Here is a 25,146-nt window from a genome sequence, read left to right on the forward strand (position 1 = left end):
GCCATGCCCGGAATTGAGCCAACAGATGGTAGTCAAAATATTGAATTAGACGTTTTGAGCAATAAGGATGGCCTGTACCAAAATGTTCAAACTAACAGTGATGCATCATACACTATTAGCTTAGATGCTCGTTTGAGACCTGGATCAGATTCGTCCTCCCAAAGTGTTGAGATATTATGGAACAACACTAAGACTGGAGAGTTCGTACCGACTTCTAGTTGGGCAACCTATACATTTTCTGTAATAGGAACTGGGGCTCAAGATAGGTTAACAGTTCAAGAGTTATCTTCACAATCTCAAGATGGTGAAGGTGCCATTATTGACAATATCCAATTGATCGAGAGTGATACTCCACCTCCACCTCCACCGACGGGTGATATATCCTTGATGCTGTTTTCCGAAGCCTTTGAAAACGGGGCAAATGAATGGGGAAGCGGAACGGTTGCAGCTTCACCAGAGCAATCCTTTGAAGGAAACCTCTCTTTAAAAGTAGTTGCTAATGCCTGGGGACAAGCAGGATTGAGTAAAACTCATACTGTTGATAGCACTACTGGAATATTGCGTTTCAATGTTTATCGAGATGGTAATAAAGGCAAAATTTCATTTAGACATAGTGGCTGGGCTGGGCCGATAGATCTTGACAACAGTAATAGCTCGGCGTGGAGTTTGAATGGTGCACCTGGTTCACTTGAGGCATTTACTCCTAATACATGGCATTCAATTGAAGTGGAGCTTTCTCAGCTAAATGTCTCGGCTTTAAACACGGTAGGTGTTAATGCTATTTCCGCTAGTGGAAGTCAAAGTAGCACATATTACTTTGATAACATCGGCCTCGGTGACTAAAATTAATCTTTATCTCTCATTGATATTTATACCCCATGTATTTATTCATGGGGTATAAATATTCTAGCATGCCCCTCCTATTGCGGCCTATAATTCATTCAAAACACCCTCCTTACAGCTCCCCAACCGCACGAAAACTGGCACGCGGCTTGAAACGTGAAAAGGGAATTCGCTCCGCAGCGAACTTCATGGCAACCTTTGATCCCCGTCCCTCCCGAAAATGAGCGAGGCACGGGGATTTTTTTTGATCGACGACTAAAGTGTCACGAAGCCTTCCGCATCTATTTTCAGGAAGGGATTCCATGCGATTTCCCAGAGGTGACCATCTGGATCTTCAAAATATCCAGAATACCCTCCCCATGTGCGCTCCACTGGCCCTTGAACATGTGTTGCTCCCTCCAGCGCCGTTACCTTCGCGAGTACTGCATCTACTTCTTCTTTGCTCGAAACATTGTGAGCCAGAGTAACCGATTTCCCGCCCATCTGAATGTCTCGTTCAAAGTCATCTTCCAATATCTTTTTTTGGACAACGCTAAAAAGCAATCCATTCATTTGGAAAAACGCTATCCCTTCGGTTTCAAATCCTGCTTCCCATCCAAGCCCGTCTTTATAGAAGTTTAAAGAGCGACCAAGGTCTTCTACAGCTAGACCAATAATTGTGAGTGATTGTTTCATTCTAGTCTCCAAGTCATGTTTAACATCATGTCGCACAGCGCCAGTGTTTCATCATTGAAAGACAAGGAGGCAGAAAAAATCACAAACGCCATCCACGCCTCTCAATGATGAGAAACGACAGCGCCGTGGGACTGAGTGAAATTCACCCGTCAGTGCATTGGTATTTCTTCGATAACATTATCAAACAAAACCAACGGGCCCGCTCAACCAAACTGGCCTGACTTTTTCGACAATTGGATACTATGAGACTTATTCCGCCGCCGCAACAGCCGCTGCAATTTTTTCGCGTCGATCTCGTGTCCACGCACCATAAGTAAAGACGATTACGCCTAACCAGATGAAACCAAATGTGATGGCATGTCCTGTTGTAAATGCCTCACCATAATAAAGCGCGACGAAAAACTGCAGGGTTGGCCCTATGTATTGCATGATCGCAATCGTAGAGAGGCGTAATCTTCTAGCGGCCAATGCAAACAAGATAAGCGGCACAGCTGTAACGATACCTGCAAGGCTGAGCAAGATGCTGTCACTTGTTGTTTCAGCTATCAACGGAGCCCCCTGCGCCCAAGCATACCCCAGATACACCATAGCAAATGGCAATAAGAGCAAAACCTCTAGCAGAAAGCCTGTCCGACTATCAACGATCACCTGCTTCCGGATCGCGCCGTATAGGCCAAATGTGATACACAGCGAAATGGCAACCCACGGAAATTGTCCGACATTAATTGTCTGGTTCAAGACACCAAGAGATGCCAACACAATGGCCGCGAGCTGTACTTTTGAAAAACGCTCTCCAAAGAAAATAGCTGCTAAAACAAAACTGAATAGCGGATTGATGAAATAACCAAGACTTCCTTCCATCACGCGTTCTTGCTGAACTGCCCAGATGTATATCAGCCAATTCAGGCCCATTAGAGCACCTGACAACGCCAACCAACCTAGGCGTTTTTTATCCTTCACAACTTCCCACACATCACGCCAGCGATTAGCCAGTGCGATCAAAACAATCCCCGTGGGTACCGACCAGAATATGCGGTGAGCCAGCACCAAGTCTGGGGAAACATTCCCCACAAGCTTAAAATAAATTGGCAAAAAGCCCCAAAGACTGTAGCAGCCCAAAGCAGCGAATAGCCCAAATTGTGAATTTTTTGTCTCAGTCATGCATAGTCTCCAGCAGCATGAAACCCTCAATTCCAGTTATGATGTTCTTGTCTTGTTTTACATCCATTGGGAACTGATGTTGTTTATTCATAGCGTTGATCAAATGCCAAAAGGCCGGACATTTCTGCCCGGCCTTTCAAAACTTTCAACGATGGAAGTTTTTAATTAAGCGGGCGAACCCTTATCAAAAGTTGGCGATTTCAGAAGGCTGTCCGGTTTCAAAATACCGCGCTCTACACAAAGCTCTGCAATCTGAACTGCATTCAGCGCTGCACCTTTGCGAAGGTTGTCAGATACACACCAGAACGCCAGACCATTATCAACAGTCACATCTTCGCGGATACGAGAAATAAATGTCGCCCACTCACCAACACATTCAATCGGCGTGATGTAACCACCATCTTCACGGTTATCCACCACAACAATACCGTCAGCTTCTTTCAAAATCGCGCGCGCTTTGTCTGCAGATAACGGGTCAGCTGTTTCAATATTCACCGCTTCAGCGTGCCCCACAAATGTAGGAACACGGGCACACGTTGCAGTTAGCTGAATGTCTGGGTCCAAGATTTTCTTGGTTTCAGAAGCCATTTTCCATTCTTCTTTTGTGAAACCATCATCCATAAACACATCAATGTGCGGGATCACGTTGAATGCGATCTGTTTTGTGTAAACCTGCGGCTCAGGCGCATCGTTTACAAAAATACCTTTAGTCTGGTTCCAAAGCTCATCCATTGCATCTTTACCAGATCCAGAAACGGATTGGTAAGTTGAAACAACAACGCGCTCAATGCCAGCAGCATCGTGCAATGGCTTAAGCGCAACAACAAGCTGAGCTGTTGAACAGTTTGGGTTCGCGATGATATTTTTCTTATCATACCCATCAACAGCATCAGGGTTCACCTCTGGTACAATCAAAGGCACATCCGGATCCATGCGGTAGTGTGATGAGTTATCAATGACAAGACAACCAGCTTTAGCAATCTTTGGAGCCCATTCTTTGGCAACAGATCCGCCAGCGGACATCAAACACAAATCAAACTGAGACCAGTCTGTCTGTTCAACATCTTCACATTTTAGAATCTTATCGCCATAGCTCACTTCTGCACCCTTAGAACGACGAGATGCAATAGCAGCTACGCTGTCCGCAGGGAATTTGCGTTCATCAAGGATGTTCATCATTTCGCGACCGACATTGCCGGTTGCGCCGAGTACGGCAACACGAAGAGCCATAGGGGGGTCTCCAATAGACTTCTTTAAATTTTTTACTGAGGAACGCCACCTAGCGCACTTTTGCCATATATGCAAAGGTTGATGCATTATATAAAATATATAATACAAAATTATGCGCCGCCCTGCGCTCTTTTCTCTCAAACACGGGCAGGAGACAAAATGACCAACCCAGCAGAATTAGTCGAACGTTATGTTACACTTAGCAATCATGACGATATTGACGGCGTTCTTGCCTGCTGCGCAGACAACATCATGTTTGAAACGGTCATGAATCCACGCGGCTCTATGCGTTTACAGGGCAAAGCGCAAGTTCGTGAAGTTTTGGCCGGCACAATGGCTGCCTTCAAAGACCGCTCTCATCGCTTGGCATCAATCATCTCACAGGGCAATCGTGTGGCTGCTGAAACAGTTTTTACAGGCGTAGCATTAGCCGAACTTGGCGATGGTGTTCGCCCGGGCGATAAAGTCGCTATTCGCGGCGCTACAATCTTCGAAATTGAAAATGGGCTGATCGCGCGCATTACGGATTATTCTTAAGGCTGCAAAAAAAGTCAATTTGTGGATTTGTTCCAATTTGAAACATAATTTGCGCCCTACTTAGTTCAGACCCGCTCAAATTTCCGTAAACCACTCACAAATGCACAAAACTCTTCTCCCCTGAGAGGAGAAAACTGGCACGCGACTTGAAACGTAATAAGGGAATTCGCTCCGCAGCGAACTTCATGGCAACCTTTGATCCCCGTCCCTCCCGAAAATGAGCGAGGCACGGGGATTTTTTTTATTTTCCTTCCAGCTTGGACAGAAAGCTCTCACCTGAAATTTTGTTTTCAGGTTCAATTCCTATCCATTCGGCAATCGTTGGTGAAATATCCATTGCATCGACGCAACCATAATGCCCCGCCTCAAGTGAGTCAGCCAATAAAAGACACTCTCCTAATCCGCCCGTGTGACCTCCTGTTCTTCGATAAGGCAACGGGCCAATCTCACCATATTTTTCGTGAAATATGCCAAGAGGTTCACCATCCCAGATGATTTCCATGTCTCCATTGCTCTTAGGCACTGCAAATGGATCTTCCGGACTAGTGCGGTGAACTTCACGAATGATAGATGCTCCTGTCCGTGAACACTTGCATTCACGCAGCAAAGCCTCGACTTCATCCATTGCTTGAGAATAATTCTCTGGCGCAATCATGCCTTTAGCTTCACGCCCTTTTACGTTCAATCGGATACGTCCATCATAAAATGATGGCAGTGCAAACGCTGGCATGCCTTCCCAAGCATGGCTAAATCCTGACGAGGGCATCCAATCCAAACTAACCGATTTATCTCTTTTACGTCCCAATGCACCTGCAGCCAATGTTTTGATTTTATTCGTTGCACGCTCTAAAGACGCTGGGCGCGTATACTCAGAAACCTGCATCTCATCAAAAACGGCACTACTCCAACTTTCTCCAGGCTCAAGCATAGGAACCGAATTTGCTTTTGAGCTCCAGCGTTCAGGAGTAATAAAATTTGGTTTGTTGTATGTGTGCCTATAGAGAAGTTCAGGCAATAAAATCATTGATACGACATCAGCATCATTTGACCCCATGCCATGCATCCAGAATAGACATAATGCGGCATCAGGAAATTGTTGCTGAAGGTCGCCAATCATTTTATCCAACTCTTCATAAATCGCCACGAGGCCATCATATGCTGGTTTAGCACTTGGGTGCGCATTCAGTGGATGAGCTTTATCAAACCCATGCCATAAAGGCTCGATGGCAGAATGAAGTTCACTCACAACCGTTAGAGCAAGATCCCAATCCGGAAAACGTTCTTTCAATAACCAACTTGTTAATTGGCTTCGGACTTGAGTTGCTTTTCGTAAATTTTCAGCCGTTTGCTTTGTGGCTTCTGCATCATTCCATACGAATGCATAGATATCATTGGGCGCAGGATAAGGACCAAATTTTTCAAGGATTTCGTTGTACAAATTATCTGGTCTACAAAATGGAGCAACACCGGGATCATGCGCGCCCCAATTCACAAACCCATTCATGTTTGGGCATGATGATAAATCAAAATACGGCGCATCCAGAATAACTGCACGCTCACCCGCCGCCTTTAGAAACGGCAGCTCGATACTCATTGGTTGAGAGGCGACATAGTTTTTTGTGTCAAAATCAACAGCCGACCATCGCCCGGAATCTTCAGGAGATTGTCCCGTCGCAAAGTGCTGCCACGATAATCCGGTCAGCTTGTTCCGTCCATGATCGACATCTAGGTGCGCACTGGATTTCAAGAGACGTTCTATGTTTGGCAGTTTCCCCTGCTCGATAAGAGCATCAGCAATACGGGTCTCGTAGCCATCAAGTCCAATGATTAGGAGTCGTTCACGTTTATTATCTGCCACACCGAGCCTCTGATTTTATTGTTCTTTTTTGGAAGAGAAAAACTCACGAAAAAATTCGATTTGTTTTGGCCCTAAAATGGGTTTTGATTTTTGAACCATAAAACCAGTTTCCCATTTTAATCGACGCAAAAATTTGGCCATGCCCTTGTGCTCATCGAGAGGGAATTTTGTCCCAATTTTAATGAGGTCAGTTTTAATTTTATCGTGATAAGCGATAGATTCCGAAGTGGTTGCCAAACCTTTTTGGTTTGCTCTACATTCTCGCGCCTTTGAAAAAGAAGAAATTCCAGCAATTGTTCCTTCAAGCGTGCTAAATAGGCAACCACCGCGCGCTCCAGCAACAATTAAAAGAACTGAATCACTCAAAATCTGGCTTATAGGAACACCAAATTTGAAGTTAAGATACAGCCGATTACGAGCGTTGTAATAGCTTCTTTTGCCTTTCCAATACACGCGATGTTCACCCGAAACCTTGTGACGAATTCTAATATCGCCCCGATATTCTATTTCATATCCAAGATTGATAATGCGTTTGGAAAGGTCTTCCTCTTCGTGAAGAAAAAAGAGAAAACCATCAAAGCCGTCTGATTGCTCAAATACTGAACGCTTTAAAACTGCTCCTGCACCTACAAAAGCTCTAGCTTTGAACACCTTTTTCCAATCACGTTCGACAGGCCTTCTTCCAAAGGTCCAGCTTGTCTTGTCCGGTTGCGGAGATGCAGCATTTGAATAAAAATTTTCTACACCTAAACTCAACGCACCCAGTGTATCACTGCCTTCCAAAACCTTGATCGCACGGTTTAAACAGTTTTGATCAGCAAAGACCGCGTCGTTATCAAGCAATACAATATATTTGGATGTGCCTTTAATACATCCTTGATTGCGACCAGAAGGAACCCCTACATTCATCGAATTCTCAATGAAATTTACATTCTCCAAAGGCTCACAAAAGTTACGCAATTTTCTGACATTCACGCACCGACTGCCTTGATCGAAAACGATTATGTTTGCATCCACTTCTTTCTGAGCGATTGCGCTTTCAATCGCTTCTATGGTGTCTTCCGGTCGATCCCAGGATAATATCACCACATCAATAGACTTGGGCATGAATTTCCTCCGCTTCCCGAAAAGAGAAGCAATATACATACCATAGCCTAATTTCTTAGTCAGACTGGCCTATTGAACACTTGGGCTTATTGCTTTGCAGCCATTGCTAAGTTCACAAACTCGCAAAGCAAGGGACGCGTTTCGCGTGGATCGATAATGTCCTCAATCATGAACTTTTCTGCAGTCCGGAAAGGTGAAGTTACCTTTTCCAATCTCGCTTTAATCTTCTGCAATTCTTCTTCTGGATTATCCGCTTTTTCAAGTTCTGCTCGATAGGCTACTTCCAATCCACCTGCTATGGGTAAAGATCCCCAATCTCCCGATGGCCACGCAAACCTGTATTGAAAACGCGTGTGATTGGACATCGTAGCAGCAGCAATTCCATAAGCCTTACGAACAATAACCGTGGCCCAGGGGATGGTTGTGCTATAGACAGCAGCAGCAGCTTCTACCCCCTTGCGAATAGTCCCCCTACGTTCAGCATCCGAACCAATCATAAATCCCGGATTATCGACTAAATGTATCACTGGAAGTCCAAACTGCTCTGCCAACTCAACAAATCTTTTTGCTTTGTCAGCTGTGTCAGCCGTCCATGAGCCTCCCAAAAATGTTGGATCACTTGCCAGCAACGCAACAGGCCATCCATCCATTCGGACAAAAGATGTTATAACGCCCCGTCCCCATCTCTTTCCCATCTCGAATACAGTGCCGCGGTCAGCTACTGCTTCAATAACGCGCCGCATGCTATAAACCTTGCCACTATCTTTGGGCACGGTGGAGATTAACTCTTCTTCCTTACGATCAACACTATCTTCTGTACTTTCCCGCTTTAGCGGACCTCCCGCAAATGAAGGAAGGTAAGACAAAAATGTGCGAGCTCTTTCAAAAGCAGCATATTCATTGGGAACTTCGTCATCGATCACACCGTTGGAAGTATGCATTGCAGCGCCTCCCAATTCTTCTCGGTCAACATCTTCTCCAATTGCAGCCACGACTTTTGGTCCTGCAGCAAAAACCTGAGACATACCTTTGACCATCAACGAATAATGACTGGCAACGGTTCGGGCAGCTCCCATTCCTGCAGTGGCCCCTAAAGCCATTGCCACAACAGGCACTGTTTTTTGGTTCTTTACGACATCCTCCCATGCAGGAAGGAAAGGCACATAAGTGAATCCAAAATCTTCAAGTGATTTAACTGACCCGCCGCCGCCTGTTCCATCTATCATTCTAATAAGGGGAAGCTTTAGCTCGTGCGCCATACGCTCCGACATTTCAATTTTGCGCAAATTGGAGGCTTCAGCAGATCCGCCGCGCACAGTAAAATCATCTGCCGTTACAACAACAGGCATTTCATTGATCCGCCCGCGCCCTGAAACCAAGTTTGTTGGGGTAAAATCAGTTAGATTACCATCTTCATCATATTGCCCCGCGCCTGCAGTTTTCCCTAATTCATAAAAACTACCGGGATCCAACAAAGCATCTATTCGTTCTCTGGCGGTAAGTTTGCCACGTTGTTTTTGACGAGCAACCTTGTCTTCACCACCCATTTTCTCAGCAAGTTTTCTACGGCGGTTGAGTTCGTCGAGTTCTTTTTCCCAGCTCAATTCTATATTCCCGATCTAATTATTTAATGGGTCAAACTCTATTACAGTTTGATGGACATGTTTTATATTTCTGGCACAATTGTTCAAAAACTGGCGGGAGCGAACTGTACTGTCAAGTTCCCTAACGAGAACAAACACTCTGAATAAAACACCAATTCTTTCACTTTAAACCGACCAGAAAACCTTGAAACTCTTGCAAGGTGCCTCAATTTTTCGTACCGCTCCCCGATGAGCAACACACCATTAAAATCCGGCCTTTATGGCAAGCCAGACAGAACCTTAGTATCCATCCCAAAAGATGCACGCCAATGTTCACCACTGTTTCCGCAAAGCGCAGATATTGCAGAATGTCCCGATTCATCACTGGACCATTTCGCTGTGGCAGCCCCAGCCGGCACCCAAGAACGCCGCTTCGTGTTGGCCCATGCGCTGCGAGCTTTAACTCCTGAGGGTCAATTATTTGCTGTTGCCGGTAAGAAAAAAGGCGGACAACGCCTCAAAGCAGACCTTGAGTTGCTTGGATGTTCAAACATTCGCGTTGATTCAAAGAAGCACCAAAAAATAGCCAGTTGTTCTCCGCCTTCCGACTTATCTCAAATTCATGCGGTAATTGAAGAAAACGGTCCCCAATTAAATGAAGAACTGAATCTCTGGACTCAGCCAGGCATTTTTTCATGGAATCGGCCGGACCCAGGCTCCATATTATTAATGGAACATTTGCCTGAATTTTCAGGTCGAGGCGCTGATTTGGGGTGTGGTCTCGGGCTTCTATCATATGAAGTTCTAAAGTCAGACTCAGTTACTGAAATGACGCTCATCGACATTGATAGACGCGCTATTGAAATGGCACATCGAAATGTTTCCGATGATCGCATAACCTTTTTATGGGAAAATGCGCGCCATGGCCCCAAAGATATTTCTGAACTTGATTTCATCGTGATGAATCCACCCTTCCATGATGCAGGCGAGGAAGACCATGGCTTGGGTAAAGCCTTTATGGAACGCGCGGCCACTATGCTTAAAAAGGGCGGTGTTTGCTGGATGGTTGCCAATCGTCACCTACCATATGAACGTACAATCAACGAAGTATTTAGCTCTTTCACTCCTAAAGCAGACTCACACGGATTTAAGGTAATTGAGGCTATAAAATGAGCCAATCCGCTAAGCCCGTTCGGTTAGACAAATTGCTCTCCAATATGGGCTATGGGACTCGCAAAGAAATTGATGCACTCGTAAAGCAAGAGCGTATTCTGATTGATGGCCACCCTCTCAAAAATGGGAAAGAGAAAGTTACACCAAGCCTTGGTCTACAAACAGAACTTACAATAGATGAGCAACAACTTGATCCACTTCCAGGATTTGCAGTGATACTGCACAAACCTGTTGGGGTTACTTGCAGCCGAAAAGATAGCGGAACACTAATATCGGAATTATTTCCGGATCGATGGAATCGACGAGACCCACTATTTTCACCCATAGGGCGCCTAGACAAAGACACCTCAGGATTAATTTTGCTCACGGATGACGGCCAACTCAATCACCGCGTGTCCAGCCCAAAAACGAACACTCCAAAACGCTATCACGTCAATCTAGACAGAAAGCTGAATGGAAACGAGACGGACATATTTGCTTCAGGAACAATGATGCTCGAAAACGAGACTAAACCGCTTCTCCCTGCAGAGCTAAATGTTTTGGGTGATGAAGAAGCTATCCTGACAATCCATGAGGGTAGATATCATCAAGTTCGTCGAATGTTTGCTGCTGTAGGCAATCACGTTACAGCACTTCACCGCATCAGCATAGGTGGCTTACATTTACCCAACGAATTGAAAACAGGAAAATGGCGAATTTTATCAAAAGAAGATATCGACACCATTTTCCAATAATACGGATTAGCCTTTAAGAACACCACGAACTGCATCAACTGCATCATTTGCTTTTGATCCGTCTGGACCACCAGCCTGAGCCATATCAGGTCGACCGCCACCGCCCTTTCCACCGACGGCTGCAGCCGCAGCTTTCACCAAGTCTACTGCACTGATTTTATCTTTGAGATCATCTGTAACACCAGTGGCAACAGCAGCCTTTCCGTCATTCACGGCAACAAAAACAGCTACGCCGGAACCTAGTTGCTTTTTGGCATCATCAATCAAACCGCGAAGATCTTTGGCCGGCACACCTTCTGCAACACGTGCCAACAATTTCACACCATTGATCTCTTCAGGCCCTTCAGCTGCTCCACCAGCGCTTGCACCCATTGCCAGCTTCTTCTTTACATCAGACAACTCATTTTCTAGAGATTTCTTCTGTTCTTGAAGAGCCACAACACGCTCTGGTGCCTTTTCGATCGTAGATTTCAAACTATCTGCAATAGACTGCGCAATCGCGACCTTCGCTTTCAGATAATTCAAGGCGGCTGCTCCAGTAACCGCCTCTATTCGACGTACACCAGCGGAAACCCCCGATTCACTTGTAATCGCAAATACAGCGATATCACCTGTACGAGACACGTGTGTACCACCACACAGCTCGACAGAATATGAGTTCTCGCCACCTTCTAAAGCCTCTCCCATAGAGAGAACGCGAACTGTATCACCATATTTCTCTCCAAATAGGGCCATCGCACCTGCTTCAATTGCAGCCTCAGGTGCCATTTCACGTGTTGAAACTTCTGCGTTTTGACGAATGACTGAGTTCACCTCAGCTTCGATTGCGTCCAATTCTGCTTGAGACAAAGTACCGGAATGAGAGAAATCAAAACGCAATTTATCTTCTTCAACCAAAGAGCCTTTTTGCGTGACATGGTCTCCCAAATTATTACGCAATGCCGCATGTAAAATGTGTGTCGCGGAGTGGGTTGAGCGGATGTTTGAACGACGAACACTATCAACCTCCATCAAACCTTTTGCACTCGCTTTGATCTCGCCTGTAACCATCTCACCTATGTGAGCAAACACATCCCCAGCACGCTTCTGCGTATCCAATACGCGAAATACAGCGCCGCCTGCGAAGCGAATTTCACCGCGATCTCCTGCTTGCCCACCAGACTCGCCATAAAATGGCGTTTTATCAAAAACAAGCTCTGCTTTTTGACCTTCACCAACTTGATTGACCACTTCGCCGTCTACGACGATAGCTTTCAAGTCAGCTTCAGAAGCTTCTTTTGCGTAACCTATAAATTCAGTTGCACCATACTCATCCAGTAACTTGAACCAGACTTTAATGGCATCACCTTCTGCGGCTCCCTGCCAGCTAGCTTGCGAGCTCTCACGCTGCACTTTCATAGCTTGCTCAAAACCAGCTTCATCTACGCCAATTCCTTTAGCGCGAAGCACATCTTGTGTTAAATCAACTGGGAAACCAAAAGTGTCATACAATTTGAACGCCGTTTCACCAGGTAAAGTATCTCCTTTACCCATGGAAGAAGTCGCGTCATCAAGCAGAGCTAAACCGCGACCAAGCGTGCGCTGAAAACGCCCTTCTTCCTGCTCAAGAGTGTTGATGATAGCTGCCTGAGCGCGACCAAGCTCTGGATATGCAGCACCCATTTCTCCAACCAAGGCGGGCACTAATTTGTGCATCTGAGGCTGTTTAGATCCAAGAATGTGCCCATGCCGCATCGCACGGCGCATGATACGACGAAGCACATAACCACGCCCTTCATTGGATGGTGTTACGCCATCTGCAATCAAGAAAGCTGAAGAACGGAGATGATCAGAAATTACACGAAAAGATCCAATATTCTCTTCATTCGTTTTTAGACCATACACATCTTGTTCGGCCGCGATCAAATTCTGGAACAGATCAATTTCATAATTGTTGTGCACGCCTTGAAGCACTGCCGCCATCCGCTCCAGCCCCATGCCGGTGTCGATTGATGGCTTAGGCAATTGTGTACGCGACCCATCCTTGGCTTGGTCAAACTGCATAAAGACCAGATTCCAGATTTCTATAAACCTGTCACCATCTTCCTCCGGCGTACCCGGCAAACCACCCCAAACATCTGGACCATGATCATAAAAAATCTCGGAACACGGACCACATGGCCCCGTGTCACCCATTGACCAGAAATTGTCTGATGTAGAAATTCGGATAATCTTATCATCCGGCAAACCTGCGATTTTCCGCCAAAGGGCCGCTGCTTCTTCATCTTCAGAATAAACTGTGACGACTAGTTTTTCGGCGGGAAGGCCAAAAACCTTAGTTACAACGTTCCAAGCATGCTCGATTGCCTGTTCTTTGAAGTAATCTCCAAAGGAAAAATTGCCCAACATCTCAAAGAATGTGTGATGGCGCGCAGTATATCCCACATTATCAAGATCGTTGTGCTTACCACCGGCACGGACACATTTTTGAGACGTCGTTGCACGCAAATGTTTTGGTGTTTCAGCACCTGTAAACAGGTTTTTAAACGGCACCATACCAGCATTTACAAATAGAAGTGTGTTGTCGCCCTGAGGAACGAGTGGAGCTGACTGAATAACCTCATGCTTATTCTTATTAAAATACTCAAGAAACTGAGACCGCACACCGTTTACACTATTGGACGGGTTGGCTTTAACGCTCGCGGTTACATCAGACATGCTTGGCACTCCTAATTCGTGCATAAGCTCCTTATCTGCTGATTTTCCTTGTTTGATATAAGCAACAGAGAAAGATCAGGTCGCGGAGCAATTCAATTCCATACCGCGATATATAGTGCACTTCTGCTTTGGCCAAGCATTGAGTGACAATAAGAGAAAAAAACCACGCATTTTCATGCGTGGCTCCTCAATCATCTCAATATTTAACCGTTTGCAGCAGCATCAGGGTCTTCTTCATTGGTTATATTAGCTTGTCCTGCTGCTAACATTTCCTCCGAGATCAATCCTGCGTCCGCGCGAATTTTCTCTTCGATTTCTGCCGAAATAGCAGGATTTTCTTTCAAAAACTTCCGCGCATTTTCTCGTCCCTGACCAATGCGCTCAGATCCATATGAATACCAAGAACCAGCTTTATCCACGACACCAGCTTTAACACCAAGATCGATTAACTCACCCGTTTTGGAAATTCCCTCACCATAAATGATATCAAACTCCACCTGACGGAATGGTGGCGCGACCTTGTTCTTCACAACCTTCACACGCGTCTGATTACCAATCACTTCATCGCGGTCTTTCAAGGCACCGATACGACGAATATCCAAACGCACAGAAGAATAAAACTTTAGCGCATTACCACCTGTTGTCGTTTCAGGCGATCCAAACATCACACCAATTTTCATTCTGATTTGGTTGATGAAAATCACCATACAGTTTGATTTAGAAATTGATGCAGTCAGTTTACGAAGCGCTTGGCTCATCAAACGTGCCTGAAGACCAGGAAGACTGTCTCCCATCTCTCCTTCTAGCTCCGCGCGCGGTGTCAAAGCAGCCACAGAGTCAACAACCAATAGATCAACCGCACCTGAACGCACGAGTGTATCCGCGATTTCTAGAGATTGTTCACCTGTATCTGGCTGGGAAACCAAAAGATCATTTAGATCCACACCAAGTTTACCCGCATACACAGGATCTAGTGCGTGCTCAGCATCCACAAATGCAGCTACACCACCATTTTTTTGCGCTTCGGCAATACAGTGCAACGACATTGTTGTTTTACCAGAACTTTCAGGACCATAAATCTCGATAATACGCCCTTTAGGAAGACCACCTATTCCAAGCGCGATGTCCAAACCGAGAGAACCAGTAGAAACTGCTTCAACATCCATTGCTGCGTTATCGCCTAAACGCATGATAGAGCCCTTACCGAAATTACGTTCGATCTGACCGAGAGCCGTTTCGAGGGCTTTTTGCTTATCCATTCCGCTATTTTCCACAACTTGCAAAGACGCACGCGCCATATTTGATTCTCCATATTATGTCGCACACTGCCACCGACTATTCAACGCCTGTGTGCAACAGTTTCCATCGCCTGTTGGATTAATTTGTACCACAAATGTTCCAAAAGAACAAATAGCGAATGTGAGGAATGTTCTACTTTTATTCTCACACACAAGATATGCTTAGAAAGCAAAAACCACCGCCTATATATAGACGGTGGTTTGGATGTTCTCATTTGAAAAAACTGGTTTTATGCAGCTTCAACGATGTTCAATTCATCTTTCACACGCTCGGCCAATTGGCGAAGAGTAAATGGTTTAGGCAAGAAAGAAATCTCTCTTTCTTCATCCAAAGTCTTCGCAAGATCACGTTCTGCATACCCTGAGATAAACATCACGCGAGCGCCCGTAAGGTAAGGCTTAGCTTCTTTAAGCAGAGCGGGGCCATCCATCCCTGGCAAAACCACGTCAGAAATTAGAAGGTCGATCTGACCAGCATTTTCCTGAATAAGCTCAAGCGCTTCCTCTCCATCAGCAGCTTCAATGACCTGATAACCGAATGTAGAGAGAAGATGGGACGCCAATCCACGTACAGAGTCCTCATCTTCAACCAACATGATGCGACCGCGACCCGCAAGATCTTTAGGACGGTTCTTCTCAGCAATCTCATTCACCTGCGCAGCTGTTTCAGCCTCATTCGCAGCACGTTCAGCGGATTTATCTGCCGCTTCTTTTTCTTCCGGTTTTGCAATATAAGCCGGCATAAAGATTTTAAACGTTGTACCACGACCAACTTTAGAAACCGGATACACATATCCGCCAGACTGTTTCACAATCCCGTAAACAGATGCGAGACCAAGGCCTGTTCCCTCTCCTTGTTTCTTTGTCGTGAAGAATGGCTGGAAGATTTCTTCAACAAGCTCAGGCGGAATTCCTGTCCCATTGTCGATAACCTCGATCAGCAGATAATCACCTTCCTGAACGTGATTGAACCCATCTTTTCGCGCCATAGCCGCGTCAGCGCGAGAGGTTTTAACAACCAATTCTCCGCTGCCATTTTTCTCTAACATCGCGTCACGCGCATTCGTACAGAGATTTGTCAGCGCTGTTTCAAGCTGCCCACGGTCGGCACGAATTTGCGGTAAATCACGTCCATGGACAATATCTAGCTTAATGCGCTCATCGATAATTTGGCGAAGCAACACATAATAAGACGATAGCATCTCGGATGGATCTAGCACTTCTTGACGGAATGTCTGCTTACGAGACCATGCGAGAAGCATTGAGATCATCTCAGCCCCACGCGCCGCTAATTCATACATCTGCTTCAGATCAAAGAATGACGGGTCACCCGGCGGGTGACGAATAAGCAGCTTATCTGTGTTGAGCATGATACCTTGAAGAAGGTTATTAAAGTCGTGCGCAATACCACCAGCCAATTGACCAATAGCCTGCATTTTCTCACCCTGAGCAAGTCGCAGCTCAAGCGTTTTCTTCTCGGTTGTATCAATCACATAAGCAGCTGCTGGGCGTCCTCGACGATCCAGAGCAATGAAGACATCAACAGTTTTCGCATCTTTTGGGTCTTTGATTGTGTCAGAAGCCAGCTTTAACTCGACTGCGCCATCAAGTGCTTTTGCAAGTTGCGAAGCAAGCCCCTCCTCACCTTCTTCAGCGATAAACAAATCCGCAAAACGAGCCCCTGGTTGCGCTCGTGCTTCGGTCATGTCGCGAAGGGCGCGGTTTAGATCCATCATGACAGCCGTTTCAACGCCATCGCCCTCAAGACGCACAACACCAAATGGTGCGTCAGTGAACATAGTGTCGTCACTTACCTGCCCAGGCGCAACAAGCCCTTGCGATACATTGTCTTCTTTTTCCTGCTGTGGTGGATTTTCAGCACTGTATCCTAAGTGTACAACAGAACGAGACAAGGAATCTGGGCCCTTACCAGTCCAAGAGGTTGTCAGAAGCGCAGGCAACTCAACTCCATTTCTGGAACGCAATACAACATCGGCCCGCTGGCTAGCACCTCCGCGCGTTTCTTTGCGCAATAGCTTCAAACCTTCTGGACGCATCAAATCATCCATACGCAAACCACCCAGCTCATCAGGTAGGCTCAACATTTTGCGAAGGCTGGCATTTACATAAACCACTCTTCCATCACGGCGCGCAGAGAAGAAGCCAACAGGTGCGTCTTCTACATACAGTGCGCGTGGATCTACAGAAGAGCTATCCGCATCACTGCCATCAGTCTTGCGCAATCGCCACAAAGCTCGGCCAGTTCCAACCGAAGATACATTCGCCACAAACTGAACAGGCTTATCGCTTCCACCAAACATTAAGGCAGGCAAAACTTCTTCTTTTGCGCCACCTGTTTTTACGGCTTTTGCCAATCTGAAAATAGGAGCTGCCATGCCTGGGTTCGCTCCAAAAAGACGATCCACAGTTGGGATTGGGCCGCTCTCGCCCATTTCATGAGCTTGCTCTGCCAATTTACGGTAAGCGCTGTTTGCAGTCACAACAGCCCCGCCGCGTTCCGTCACCAGTGCAGGTTCCGACAAGCTTTCAAGCCATGAAAAACCCTTCACAGCCTTTTGAGCAGCTTCCTCGGCAGCACCTCTCTCAGGGAAGACACCAATGCGGCGACCTGCTCCACGCGTAACCCACAACAATAGCACTAAAGCAAGACTACCAAGTGCGATGAGGAGAACGACAGACGCGAGCCCAATTTTCTCACCCCATGTCAGCGCTACACCTGCAGCTCCTCCAGCAACCGCCACGCTCAACCAAAAGAAAGTCTGAAGGATATCAACTTTCTTTTTCTCCGAGTGCGGTTTGTTCACTGTTTTTGTATCGTTCAAATCAGACATGACGGCTCGATCCATTATTCAACGCAGCAGAAAAGCCACGCAATTCGCGCTTTGATAAATAGTGTATACGGATTTTATCTCTGCGGTTAACCATAAATATTATTTTTTACCAGTTCTCATCACAAAGCTAATGACTTTCGCCACCGCTTCAAAATGATCTCTAGGGACAATTTGTTCTAATTCAGCACTCGCAAACAAAGCTCGCGCTAAGGGCGGACTTTCAACAAGTGGTACTTCATTTTCTTTAGCGACTTCGCGGATTCTTAAAGCAACTTCATCGATCCCTTTGGCTACCACAATTGGAGCAGCATCAACCTCAGGATCAAATTTCAAAGCAACTGAATAATGCGTGGGGTTTGTTACAACAACTGTAGCTTCAGGCACTGCGGCCATCATTCGTTGCTGTGAACGTTGTTGCCGTATCGCAGCCAATTTTGCTTTAACTTGCGGATCACCATCACTTTGTTTTGTTTCTTGTTTGATGTCCTCACGCGACATCCGCATTTTCTTCATATGGGTGTGTTTTTGAAACATGTAGTCAATTGCTGCGATAAACCCAACAACAATAAGAGCAGCTATAAACAAGCGACTAGCTTTGTCCTGCAACACCATAGGCAAGACAGTAATATCCATCTCGCCTACTTTCACCAGCTCATGTCGGCTCGGCCAAACTGCGAACCCTACCGCTATCGTCGCAGCTAAAAGCTTCAAAATGGCCTTAAACAGATTCATCCAGCCTTGCGGACCAAAAATACGTTTCACACCGCCCAAAGGAGAAATTTTGCTCAGTTTTGGCTTCATCTTTTCAGCAGTCCACAAAGGCATTGACTGAATAACATGGCCAAAAAGTGCAAACACAATGATGATAGAAAAAACGATCATCATTGGCGCAAACAACTCACCTAAAAGGGCTGCCATCAAACGCTGTGCGCCGCCGTCAGCCAACTGAAAATCATGAGGATGATCAAGCAGCATGGTGAGTGGAGAGCCAATACTGCTGGCCAAAGGACGCGCTGCGGCAATAATCGCCGCACCTGCCATCAATATAAACCAAACAGGTACATCCTGACTTTTGGCAATATCACCTTTTTTGCGCGCATCATCGAGGCGTTTCTGGGTTGGTTCTTCGGTCTTCTGCGAATCATCCTGGTCTTCAGCCATTCATCCCTCCCCTATATCGGCCCTTCGAGGCGTGCATATCGGCCAAGCGTGTCTAACCACACCAGCAACCCGCCCCCTAGGATGAATGTCATGATACTAAGCCCAAGCATGACTTGTATCGGCATGGCGATAAAGAAGATCTGCACCTGAGGAATCAAGCGTGCAACCAAACCTATGGAGAGGTTGAAAACTAAAGCCACGACTAATACTGGCGCTGCGATTTGTATGCCTAATTTGAATGCAGTTGCCATAGCACCCAATTCCCATTGAGCCGCGTCTCCAATAGGAAGAGGTTCACCCGGCTTGAAGAGCTGATAACTATCAACTGCAGCCTGCAACATATCTCTATGAATCCCAGCAGCAAAAATCAGCACTATAGCGGTCATAGACATGAACACACCCAATATAGCACCGGAAGAACCAACAGTAGGGTCAAACTGGTTCGCCATAGCAAGACCAGAAGAAATACCTATCACCTGCCCTCCAACCTGAAGCGCACTCATTAAAATCCGAGCGCCTGCCCCCATCATAATCCCGATCAAAATTTCGCTAATGATTAACGTTACGCTCTGGCTGACATTTTCAGGAATAGGCGGAATTTCGTTGGTTAATGTTGGCGCTATCGCAAATGTTGCTAACAATGCAGCAGACAACCTAAACCTAGCTGGAACAGAACTTTCACCCCAACCAGGGGCCAACATGAGCACAGCGCCGATGCGACAAAACAAAAGAGCCCCGGCCCAAGTGTATGGCATTAGCGCATCCATTTAGCTCAATACCCCGCAATTTTAGCAAAAATGACATCGGAAAACCCTGACAAGGTCGCCCCCATTAGCGGCAAAAACAAAAGCAATGTCAGGAAGATAGCTATAATTTTAGGTACAAACACCAAAGTCATTTCTTGAACTTGAGTGAGAGCTTGCAGCAGGGCAATTAACACCCCAACAACCAGGCCAACCACCATGACTGGAGTTGCCATTGCGACTGTCGCCCACAATGCATCTCGCCCTAAATCAAGCACTTCAGCGCCGGTCATCGAAAGTAAGCCTCTGATTTCAAAATCCAAACATCAATCTATGCATGGCGAGCCAAACTCATGGCACCTAATGGCGTAGATCTAATTTAATGCTTCAAATTAACTCTTGGTTCAAAAAGGTTAATAAAGTCCTGCAATTGACGAATGGAACACAGTAAGCAATGTGTGTTTGGAAGTATTTTGGGAGGAATTAAATCCATGCGCAACACTGTTTCTGCTTTTGCACTATTACTCGCAACAGCGTGTGCCACAAATGCTGATATCGAAGACGATTCGATTATTTCAACAGCTGCAGACAATATTGCTAAATCTTCAACAGTTAAAGATCTCCAGAAGGAAGTCATTCAAACTGAATCAGAAAAGCTAAACACCTTTTTTGAAGAACAGTTTGATGCAGCTGTTGCGCGTTCACCCATGTTTCAAACAAGTCTTGGCCTGAAGACGAATAAAGACAAATGGGATGACCCTAGTGAAGCCGCAGCACTAGAAGAATTTGAACTCGGACAAGCTGCTATTGAAGAGATGAAATCTTTGGTAGATTACGACAAGCTTTCGCCAGATACCCAACTCTCATATAGATTGTTCAAGCTGCGCGGAAAACAAAGTGCAGATATGTTCACTTATCGGCATCACGGTTATGTGTTCGATCAGATGTATGGACAACAAAGCCGTATCCCTGCTTTTTTGATCGCTCAACACCGCGTATCTGATAAACAAGATGCGATTAGCTATATCGCTCGTCTCAACGGCGTCAAAGACTATCTCGGAACGCACCTTGAGAATGCTCAAAACGCAGCGGTGTCAGGCATACGTCCACCAAAATTCGTTTATGAATATGTCCTTTCGGATATTGAAAACGTGATTAGCGGTGCCCCTTTCGCAGAGGGAGAAGACAGCCCATTATTTGCAGATATAAAGTCAAAAATTAATAAGCTTGAAATTTCGGATGACGAAAAAATCAATCTTATATTGGATGCAAATGCAGCCCTCCTAACAAGTGTATTGCCAGCATACAAAGAGGTAGAAGCTTGGATAAAGGAAGATATTGAGCTTGCAAGCAATGATGACGGAGCTTGGAAGCTACCTAACGGTGGCGACTATTACAAAAAACGCTTAGCCCGCATGACGACTACAGACCTTACAGCCGATCAGATACATGAACTAGGCTTGTCTGAAGTTGCGCGCATTCATGATGAAATGAAAACCATCATGAAAAAGGTTGAGTATGAAGGCACACTTTCAGAATTCTTTGAATTCATGCGCTTAGACGAACAGTTTTACTACTCAAATGATCATGAAGGTCGGAGCCGATACATCAAAGAGGCAACCGCTTTAATCGATACGATGCGTGAAGTGTTACCCAAAGCATTCAACACTTTCCCAGAAGCGGAAATGGTTGTGCGACGTGTTGAATCTTTCCGAGAAAAAAGCGCGGGGAAAGCCTTCTATCAGCGCCCAGCACAAGATGGGTCCCGTCCGGGTGTGTATTATGCGAACTTATTCAGAATGAGCAGTATGCCCATATATCAAATGGAGGCTCTTGCTTACCACGAAGGTATTCCAGGGCATCACATGCAATTGGCAATAGCTCAAGAACTTCAAAACGTTCCAAAATTTAGAAAATACGGCGGTTTTACTGCATACACAGAAGGCTGGGGACTTTACTCAGAGTATTTGCCAAAAGAAATGGGTTTTTATCAGGACCCATATTCTGACTTTGGTCGATTGGCCATGGAATTATGGCGAGCTGCGCGTTTGGTGGTCGATACTGGAATTCACGAGAAAAAGTGGACACGAGAACAAGCGACGCAATACCTTATGGATAACACTCCAAACCCAGAAGGCGACTGTATTAAAGCGATTGATCGTTACATCGTCATGCCGGGGCAAGCCACAGCCTATAAAATTGGAATGATTAAAATTCTTGAACTCAGAGAAAAAGCCAAAACAGAAATGGGAGATGCTTTCAGTCTTCCTGATTTCCACGATGTTGTGCTTGCAAGTGGCCCTGTTCCTTTAAGTGAATTGGAGCACGCAATCGATGACTGGATCGAAAAATCCAGACCTTAAAAGCTAACGCTTTAAGGGATTCAAATTGATGGACATACGGGATTATGCCGAATTCTTGGGCTAATCCCGCATTTTTCTTGTATGTGACTGTGTTAATATCTTCCTATCCCTTTGATCTCTGGTAAGAATATCGTTATTGATCTAATCGACCCGTTTTTCTATTTTTAAAGCGTGTTTTCAAAACGCCGATTTGATGATCAAGTAGTGAGTCAAAGTGTATTTTAGTACGAGGATGCAGATTCAATATGGTTAGAGCGCTGCAATTACTTTTCGGGCTAGTTCTAGCGATAGGCGGAGGCTGGTGTATTTGGCTCCGAAAAGACTCTCCCGGCGGCGTGTTTAATGTTACCGACACAGAAACACTGTGGCTCGTCGCGCTAGGCCTTGTGCTTACGCTTCTAGGCTTAGTTTTGTTTCTTATGGGAATGTCTCCACGGGCAAAAGTAGAACAAATTAATTGGCGCTACCCAGACAAAAGCCCCAATGTTGACTTATCAGGTCCTGCATTTGCTGATGAAGACACCGAACCTCAATTACAAAATTCTGATCGCCCTAGTTGGTTGCAAGAAACACCCGGCAGCATAGATGAGCCATCAAAGGATCAAGACAATACCACCAGTATTGCAGCCGCTGGCGTAGCACTTGTGGGCGGCGCAACTGCCGCAAGTGCCTTTGGGGCATCACAAGATAGTTCTACTCAAAATGACGAACCGGAATACCCTCGCGAAGAGCTTCCTTTTGAAAGACCCCGCTTCAATGCTGATGGTTTTCAAAAGGCCGAAGACACTGAAACTGTTGTAGAAGCAACCGAACACGCAACATCATTTGCTGAACCCAATAGTCCCCAAACAGAAATTCCTGCTGAAACACTGATAGAAACGCCAACCAATGTTGTTCAAGAAGAGCAAATCATCGAAGAACTTTCGGCGGACATGGATTCTCAACTAAATGAACAAGACATAGAAGCCATGGCGATGGAAGCCGCCAGTGCATCTATGGATGATGGGTTTGTTCTTGAATCTTCAGAACCTGAATTAGATACCCCAGTTCTCGAAGATAATTTACCGACTTCCCTCCCAGAAACTGAAATTGACGCTTCAGATGATGATGCTTTTGAAGCTCAACTGAACGCACTTTCTGATCCCAGCACAAAAGCCGCAGTCGTTTCACTTAATGATAATGAAGACGATCTCGTTGATGAGGAGACACAGCCCTCCTCGACAGATAACGCGACCGAAGATCTCTCGATTGAATCAAGTGAGTTGATTGAAGAAGAACTGCCATCATTCGATATTTCAGAACCAGATCTTGCGCCTATTGAAGCTGAAGATTTGCAACCTGAACCAGCTGTAGAGCTATCTTTAGAAGACGATCTTTCATTAGATGAAATAGCACCGAACCCGCTGGAAATTGAAATTCCAGAATTGGAGGAAGTCGGCGAACTAGAACCTCTAGAAGATACGCTGCCCATTGAAGAAGTTGCTTCGACAGTTGAAGAATTCAACACTGAAATAGAAAACCTTGGCTCAACTGAGGAACTCAATGTAACTCCAGACGAAACTGCTCACTCACCTACTGCCGAGCCATCCCATCTAGAAGTTGAAATTCCTGAGGTGGAGGAAGTCAGTAAACTGGAGATTTTAGAAGAAGCGCTACCAACTGAAGAAGTTACTTCCACAGTTGAAGAATTCAATGCCGAAATAGAAGACCTTGGCTCAACGGACGAGCTCAATTTAGCAGTCGAAGAAACGCAATCTGCTGAAGAAAATCAATTTGAGGCCTCCGCTTCATCTGATGATGTCCTTTCGCAAGACGATCAGGTGGAATCACTCTCTGATCTTGAGTTGCCAGAATTAGACTCTCCTGCAATTGCTGAAACAGTTGTCACGACAGAGCAAGCTTCTAGTATCGAGGGCATTGCCTCATTAGAACCAAGCTCTCTCGAGGAAGCACCTCAACAAGAAAAAATTGAAGACCTTCCCGAATTAGAAACAACTCCGTCAGAAACTAGATTAATTGACGCACCGCTTAATTTTAAACCTGAAGATACTCCATCGCAGGAAGATGCTATGGAGCTGGATGACAAGATCACGTCTGAAGACCTTTCCGAAGTCAGCCTTTCAAACGAACTTGCTTCAATTGACGAAACTCAACTAGAAGACTTGCCAGAGGAGTTACCTCTACTTGAAGGCGCTTCTTTGGATGAAGAAGTTTCACTTGAAGAAAACACATCTGAGCCTCAAGAATTTACCAAGGAATTATCGACTGAAACAGCTGAGCCAGAAGCGGCTCTCGAGGTTGAAGGATTAGAAGTTATTCCAGAATTGGATGAACTGCCTTCATTAGAGCCATCCTCAATAAATGAGGAAGCTGACCTCAATATTCTTGAAGAAGTTGAACTAGAGCCTGTTGCCCCTCTTCCTGAAGTCACTATTCCATCGGAAGAATTCAACATAGAAGCCAGTTTGGAAGAACAAACACTTCCTCCTATAGAAGACCTGCCTTCCGTCGACGAAACTCCTTCACCACCACAAAACTCCACTCCAATTCCTGAAGTTGCGAGCGGAATGGCAGGTCTGGCCGCGCTCGCTGCGAGCACCGCTTCAAGTCACAATCCTTCTTCAAGTCAGATGGACATTCAAACCTTAGCCGATTCAGCTATGTCTGCGCCGGGTGAAGGAACCGAAGTAGATACACTCGCGCCCCCTGCTCCTATTACGAATGAACAAACACCAAGTGACACAAACATCACGCATCCTCGTCTGTTGCCGATTAAGGAAGCAATCGATGCAGGAAAGCTTGAAGATGCAGACAATCTGTTAGCTGATATCCGTCGTAACCTTGTTCAAGAAGGCGATGAAAACACGCCAGAATTAGCAGAGCTAACAGCCTTAGCAGGAGATCACGCAGCCGCATCAGGTCGCCCGGGCGGTGCCAAATGGTTGTGGCGTTTAGCGCTTCAGAGGTTTGGGGAAGCAGACGCGATTGAAACAAACGCTGCCCGCGCAGTTTCAGAACGCCTTCGCCAATTTGATCATTAAGACTGAATCAGACAAGTTAGAATTGAAAACCATTACGCCGACAAGGCTTTCCCTTGTCGGCGTAATTACAATCAAGAAGAAAATTTAGCT

Annotated in this window: 17 protein-coding genes and 1 pseudogene; 6 read left to right on the plus strand and 12 right to left on the minus strand. The window is 45.8% G+C overall.

Annotated elements, in window-relative coordinates; translation table 11 throughout:
- Positions 1–843 (plus strand): annotated as a pseudogene (locus F551_RS17435) (hypothetical protein); the annotation flags it as partial.
- 255 nt (positions 844–1,098) lie between these two features.
- Here F551_RS17435 and F551_RS0108340 read toward each other — a convergent pair.
- From F551_RS0108340 to F551_RS0108360, 3 genes are all read right to left on the minus strand, one after another.
- Entirely contained in the window at positions 1,099–1,518 is a 420-nt protein-coding gene (locus F551_RS0108340) for a VOC family protein (RefSeq protein ID WP_018997041.1), read from the minus strand.
- Positions 1,519–1,767: 249 nt separating this feature from the next.
- Positions 1,768–2,679, minus strand: coding sequence for an EamA family transporter RarD (rarD, locus tag F551_RS0108350; protein ID WP_018997043.1), 912 nt, complete (start codon positions 2,677–2,679; stop codon positions 1,768–1,770).
- A gap of 165 nt (positions 2,680–2,844) precedes the next feature.
- Positions 2,845–3,909: an aspartate-semialdehyde dehydrogenase gene (locus F551_RS0108360; protein WP_018997045.1), complete on the minus strand. Its 1,065-nt coding sequence runs from the start codon at positions 3,907–3,909 to the stop codon at positions 2,845–2,847.
- 159 nt (positions 3,910–4,068) lie between these two features.
- On the opposite strand from F551_RS0108360, the gene F551_RS0108365 reads away from it, so the two are divergent.
- Positions 4,069–4,446, plus strand: a complete 378-nt coding sequence (locus F551_RS0108365; protein ID WP_155825875.1) for a nuclear transport factor 2 family protein — start codon at positions 4,069–4,071, stop codon at positions 4,444–4,446.
- Between the two features lie 241 nt (positions 4,447–4,687).
- Here F551_RS0108365 and F551_RS16525 read toward each other — a convergent pair whose 3' ends face one another.
- The 3 genes from F551_RS16525 to F551_RS0108380 form a co-directional block, all read right to left on the minus strand.
- Positions 4,688–6,304: an alkaline phosphatase family protein gene (locus F551_RS16525; RefSeq protein ID WP_018997047.1), complete on the minus strand. Its 1,617-nt coding sequence runs from the start codon at positions 6,302–6,304 to the stop codon at positions 4,688–4,690.
- A 15-nt stretch (positions 6,305–6,319) separates the two neighbouring features.
- Entirely contained in the window at positions 6,320–7,411 is a 1,092-nt protein-coding gene (locus F551_RS16530) for a glycosyltransferase family 2 protein (RefSeq protein WP_018997048.1), read from the minus strand.
- 86 nt (positions 7,412–7,497) lie between these two features.
- The gene (locus tag F551_RS0108380) at positions 7,498–9,015 is read right to left on the minus strand and encodes an acyl-CoA carboxylase subunit beta (RefSeq protein ID WP_018997049.1); all 1,518 of its coding nucleotides are present in this window, start codon (positions 9,013–9,015) and stop codon (positions 7,498–7,500) included.
- Between the two features lie 228 nt (positions 9,016–9,243).
- On the opposite strand from F551_RS0108380, the gene F551_RS0108385 reads away from it, so the two are divergent.
- Both F551_RS0108385 and F551_RS0108390 read left to right on the plus strand, forming a co-directional pair.
- Positions 9,244–10,167: a class I SAM-dependent methyltransferase gene (locus tag F551_RS0108385; RefSeq protein WP_018997050.1), complete on the plus strand. Its 924-nt coding sequence runs from the start codon at positions 9,244–9,246 to the stop codon at positions 10,165–10,167.
- Positions 10,164–10,901, plus strand: coding sequence for a pseudouridine synthase (locus F551_RS0108390; protein WP_018997051.1), 738 nt, complete (start codon positions 10,164–10,166; stop codon positions 10,899–10,901). The genes F551_RS0108385 and F551_RS0108390 overlap by 4 nt, the downstream gene beginning before the upstream one ends.
- 6 nt (positions 10,902–10,907) lie before the next feature.
- On the opposite strand, the gene alaS is transcribed toward F551_RS0108390, so the two are convergent.
- From alaS to fliQ, 6 genes are all read right to left on the minus strand, one after another.
- Positions 10,908–13,598, minus strand: a complete 2,691-nt coding sequence (alaS, locus tag F551_RS0108395; RefSeq protein WP_018997052.1) for an alanine--tRNA ligase — start codon at positions 13,596–13,598, stop codon at positions 10,908–10,910.
- A 203-nt stretch (positions 13,599–13,801) separates the two neighbouring features.
- Positions 13,802–14,896: a recombinase RecA gene (gene recA, locus F551_RS0108400; RefSeq protein WP_018997053.1), complete on the minus strand. Its 1,095-nt coding sequence runs from the start codon at positions 14,894–14,896 to the stop codon at positions 13,802–13,804.
- Positions 14,897–15,126: 230 nt separating this feature from the next.
- Entirely contained in the window at positions 15,127–17,748 is a 2,622-nt protein-coding gene (locus F551_RS0108405) for an ATP-binding protein (RefSeq protein ID WP_018997054.1), read from the minus strand.
- Between the two features lie 99 nt (positions 17,749–17,847).
- A complete protein-coding gene (gene flhB, locus F551_RS0108410; RefSeq protein WP_018997055.1) occupies positions 17,848–18,909 on the minus strand; it encodes a flagellar biosynthesis protein FlhB in 1,062 nt (353 codons plus the stop codon).
- An 11-nt stretch (positions 18,910–18,920) separates the two neighbouring features.
- Entirely contained in the window at positions 18,921–19,664 is a 744-nt protein-coding gene (gene fliR, locus F551_RS0108415) for a flagellar biosynthetic protein FliR (protein ID WP_155825877.1), read from the minus strand.
- 17 nt (positions 19,665–19,681) lie between these two features.
- Positions 19,682–19,945 (minus strand): flagellar biosynthesis protein FliQ, encoded by a 264-nt coding sequence (fliQ, locus tag F551_RS0108420; RefSeq protein ID WP_018997057.1) that lies wholly within the window; start codon positions 19,943–19,945, stop codon positions 19,682–19,684.
- A 198-nt stretch (positions 19,946–20,143) separates the two neighbouring features.
- Between fliQ and F551_RS0108425 the strand changes: the two genes are divergently transcribed.
- Both F551_RS0108425 and F551_RS0108430 read left to right on the plus strand, forming a co-directional pair.
- Positions 20,144–22,015 (plus strand): DUF885 domain-containing protein, encoded by a 1,872-nt coding sequence (locus F551_RS0108425; RefSeq protein WP_018997058.1) that lies wholly within the window; start codon positions 20,144–20,146, stop codon positions 22,013–22,015.
- A 245-nt stretch (positions 22,016–22,260) separates the two neighbouring features.
- Complete coding sequence (locus F551_RS0108430; protein ID WP_018997059.1) at positions 22,261–25,056, plus strand: hypothetical protein; 2,796 nt, start codon at positions 22,261–22,263, stop codon at positions 25,054–25,056.
- The last annotated feature ends 90 nt before the right edge of the window (positions 25,057–25,146 follow it).

Origin of the sequence: Hirschia maritima DSM 19733 (genome assembly GCF_000378345.1) — a bacterium.
GTDB classification, from domain to species: Bacteria; Pseudomonadota; Alphaproteobacteria; order Caulobacterales; family Hyphomonadaceae; genus Hirschia; species Hirschia maritima.

What these genes read in the sequence shown, in the direction of transcription:
- flhB (WP_018997055.1), bottom strand. Translation starts at nt 18,909, where the DNA reads ATGGCTGAAGACCAGGATGATTCGCAGAAGACCGAAGAACCAACCCAG.
- F551_RS0108360 (WP_018997045.1), bottom strand. Translation starts at nt 3,909, where the DNA reads ATGGCTCTTCGTGTTGCCGTACTCGGCGCAACCGGCAATGTCGGTCGC.
- F551_RS0108340 (WP_018997041.1), bottom strand. Translation starts at nt 1,518, where the DNA reads ATGAAACAATCACTCACAATTATTGGTCTAGCTGTAGAAGACCTTGGT.
- F551_RS0108385 (WP_018997050.1), top strand. Translation starts at nt 9,244, where the DNA reads ATGAGCAACACACCATTAAAATCCGGCCTTTATGGCAAGCCAGACAGA.
- F551_RS0108390 (WP_018997051.1), top strand. Translation starts at nt 10,164, where the DNA reads ATGAGCCAATCCGCTAAGCCCGTTCGGTTAGACAAATTGCTCTCCAAT.
- F551_RS0108365 (WP_155825875.1), top strand. Translation starts at nt 4,069, where the DNA reads ATGACCAACCCAGCAGAATTAGTCGAACGTTATGTTACACTTAGCAAT.
- fliQ (WP_018997057.1), bottom strand. Translation starts at nt 19,945, where the DNA reads ATGACCGGCGCTGAAGTGCTTGATTTAGGGCGAGATGCATTGTGGGCG.
- rarD (WP_018997043.1), bottom strand. Translation starts at nt 2,679, where the DNA reads ATGACTGAGACAAAAAATTCACAATTTGGGCTATTCGCTGCTTTGGGC.
- alaS (WP_018997052.1), bottom strand. Translation starts at nt 13,598, where the DNA reads ATGTCTGATGTAACCGCGAGCGTTAAAGCCAACCCGTCCAATAGTGTA.
- F551_RS0108405 (WP_018997054.1), bottom strand. Translation starts at nt 17,748, where the DNA reads ATGTCTGATTTGAACGATACAAAAACAGTGAACAAACCGCACTCGGAG.
- fliR (WP_155825877.1), bottom strand. Translation starts at nt 19,664, where the DNA reads ATGCCATACACTTGGGCCGGGGCTCTTTTGTTTTGTCGCATCGGCGCT.
- F551_RS0108430 (WP_018997059.1), top strand. Translation starts at nt 22,261, where the DNA reads ATGGTTAGAGCGCTGCAATTACTTTTCGGGCTAGTTCTAGCGATAGGC.
- recA (WP_018997053.1), bottom strand. Translation starts at nt 14,896, where the DNA reads ATGGCGCGTGCGTCTTTGCAAGTTGTGGAAAATAGCGGAATGGATAAG.
- F551_RS16530 (WP_018997048.1), bottom strand. Translation starts at nt 7,411, where the DNA reads ATGCCCAAGTCTATTGATGTGGTGATATTATCCTGGGATCGACCGGAA.
- F551_RS0108425 (WP_018997058.1), top strand. Translation starts at nt 20,144, where the DNA reads ATGCGCAACACTGTTTCTGCTTTTGCACTATTACTCGCAACAGCGTGT.